At 63.5% G+C, this 2,353-nt stretch carries 3 protein-coding genes; all 3 read right to left on the bottom strand.

What is annotated here, in order from left to right; genetic code table 11:
- Nucleotides 1-911 (bottom strand): sugar ABC transporter substrate-binding protein (locus EN969_RS27005; protein ID WP_164758520.1); only part of this gene is annotated, 911 nt, incomplete at its 3' end.
- Between the two features lie 39 nt (nucleotides 912-950).
- Nucleotides 951-1,715 carry an ATP-binding cassette domain-containing protein gene (locus tag EN969_RS27010; protein ID WP_063167797.1) on the bottom strand — a complete coding sequence of 255 codons (765 nt, stop codon included), beginning with the start codon at nucleotides 1,713-1,715 and terminating at the stop codon, nucleotides 951-953.
- On the bottom strand, nucleotides 1,712-2,353 hold a 642-nt coding region (locus EN969_RS27015; protein ID WP_164758521.1), incomplete at its 5' end, for an ROK family protein. The genes EN969_RS27015 and EN969_RS27010, both read right to left, overlap by 4 nt.

Here is a 2,353-nt window from a genome sequence, read left to right on the forward strand (position 1 = left end):
GTCGATTTCAGGCCGAGCACGTCGTATTCGCCGGGCTTGATTTCCTGCTTCTTGACGATCTTGTCCATGAACATGGCGACAGCCGCGGCCTGCGCGTAAAGCGGCTGCTCGATTTCGGCGTTGAGCCAGCCCTTGCGGATCAGGTCGAGGCCGACCGGAGCGCCGTTCGAGCTCATCAGCATGACGTCGCCCGGCTTCTTGCCGGCCGCCTCGAGCGAGGCGACGGCGGCGACCGATAGGTGCGCGGCATGGCTGAAGATCAGGTCGATGTCGGGGTTGGCCAGCATCTGGTCGGCAACGATTGTGCCGGCATTGCTGGCTTCCCATTGCATGGCCGGAAGCGAGATGATCTTGACGTCCGGAAATGCCTTCATCTTCTCCTCAAAACCCTTCTGGATGTCGAGCGTGTAGGGATCGCCGGGGTCGCCGAGCACCTGCAGAACCTTGCCCTTCACCGAGCCGTTCTTGGCTTTCAGCAGCTTCTCGGCCTGATCCGCGGCGACGTAGCCGATCTCGACCGTTCCGGCGACAGAGGTGAAGTCGGACGGGGTCGAGGTGATCTGGCGGTCGAACTCGACCACCGGGATGCCGGCGGCGCGCGCGGCTTCGATGGACGGTTTCAGCGCATTGAAGTCGACTGCAGCCAGGATGATGGCCGCCGGCTTCAGCGCGATGACATCGTTCATCTGCGATTGCTGGGCGTCGGTCTTGTTGTCGGCGTTCAGCGTCTTCATCTCGTAGCCGGTCTGCTTCAGGAACAGTTCCAGCGCGCTCACCGAGCCGGTCTGGAACTCGTCCAGCAGGGTCGGCACCATATAGTAGACGATACCCTTGGACTGGGCGAATGCCGGCGTGAGCGTGGCAAAGGCCAGTGCAAGGATACCGAAGACAGCAAGAAGTATTCGCTTCATGTCGTTCGCTCCTCTTAAGCCGGACCCCTCTTTTGTCCCTCAGCCTGTCGGTCCGGCACCGGCAAGCGTCTCACCGGTGATCATGTTGATCACCGCGTCGGGACTTGTTTTATTGCGTGCGACATCGCCGGCCACGACGCCCTGGCGGATCACCACGATCCGGTCGGCGACCTGAAAAGCCTGCTGCATGATATGGGTGATGATGACGACGCCGATGCCCTGGTTGGCCACCTGGCGGATCATGTCGAGACCGCGCCGCGTCTGTTCGACACCGAGGGCGGCGAATGGTTCGTCGAGCAGCACCAGCTTGCCGCCCCAGTGCACGAAGCGGTTGAGTTCGATGGCTTGCCGCTGGCCGCCCGAAAGATGCTCGACATTGGCGCGCAGCGAGGGAATGCGGGTGCCGGCATTGGCCAGCGCCTTTCCGACGACGGCTTCCATGGCGCGCTCGTCAAGCACGGGAATGCCGAGAAACTTGCGGGTGATCTCGCGGCCCATGAAGAAATTGGCGACCACGTCGACGTTGGTGCACAGCGAGAGATCCTGGTAGACGGTCTCGATGCCGGCCGCCTTGGCCTCGGCCGGTGATTTGGCGAGGAATTCCTTGCCCTCGAACAGCATGCGGCCCGATGTCGGCTCCAGTCCGCCTGATATGATCTTCACCAGTGTCGATTTGCCGGCGCCGTTGTCGCCCAGCAGCGCCACGACCTCGCCCTTGTCGATCGAGAAGCTGATCCCCTTGAGCGCTTCGATCGCGCCATAGTTCTTGGTGACGTTGTCGAGCACCAGCAGGGGTTCACTCATGCCGCAATCTCCCTGCCTTTGAGAAGGTCGCGCTCGCGTTCGCGTTCGGCCGCGAACATCTGCCCGAAGCGAGGTGACAGAACCCCGGAAACCGCCAGGGCGGCGGCGCCGCGCAGCACGGAATGCTGTCCGCCGCGCGCGACCACGACCCTGGGCGTCGTGCGGTCCTTGCGGGCCGAGACGGAGTTGTGCAGGCCTGCGGCCGAACCAGCCAGCATTTCGAGCAGGTCGGTGGATGCCAGCCCGCCGAGGATGACCGTCTCCGGGTCGAACAGGTTCTCGATGACGGCGACGGCGTTGTGAAAGATCGGTGCGACTTCGGCCACCCAGTCGGCCTCGCTGCCGTTCCAGCGCCGGAGCGCCTCGAGCGACAAATATCTTTCGAGGCAGCCGCTGTTGCCGCACGGGCAGGCCTCGCCGCCGGGAATGACGGGAATGTGTCCGATCTCGCCGGCATTTCCCCAGGCGCCGCGCAAGGCGCTGCCGTCATGAACCATGACGCCGCCAAGGCCGACGCCGAAATAGAGATAGTAATATTCGGAAAACTGGGCGCCGAGGCCATAAAGGCGCTCGCCCATGGCGGCCGCGGCCATATCGGTTTCAAAGAAGGCCGGCAATCCGGTGGAGGCCGCCAGCCG

It is taken from the genome of Mesorhizobium sp. M7A.F.Ca.CA.003.01.2.1, from assembly GCF_003998945.1.
GTDB classification, from domain to species: Bacteria; Pseudomonadota; Alphaproteobacteria; order Rhizobiales; family Rhizobiaceae; genus Mesorhizobium; species Mesorhizobium ciceri.

Coding starts and splice junctions, on each gene's coding strand:
- EN969_RS27010 (WP_063167797.1), bottom strand. CDS start 1,715: ATGAGTGAACCCCTGCTGGTGCTCGACAACGTCACCAAGAACTATGGC.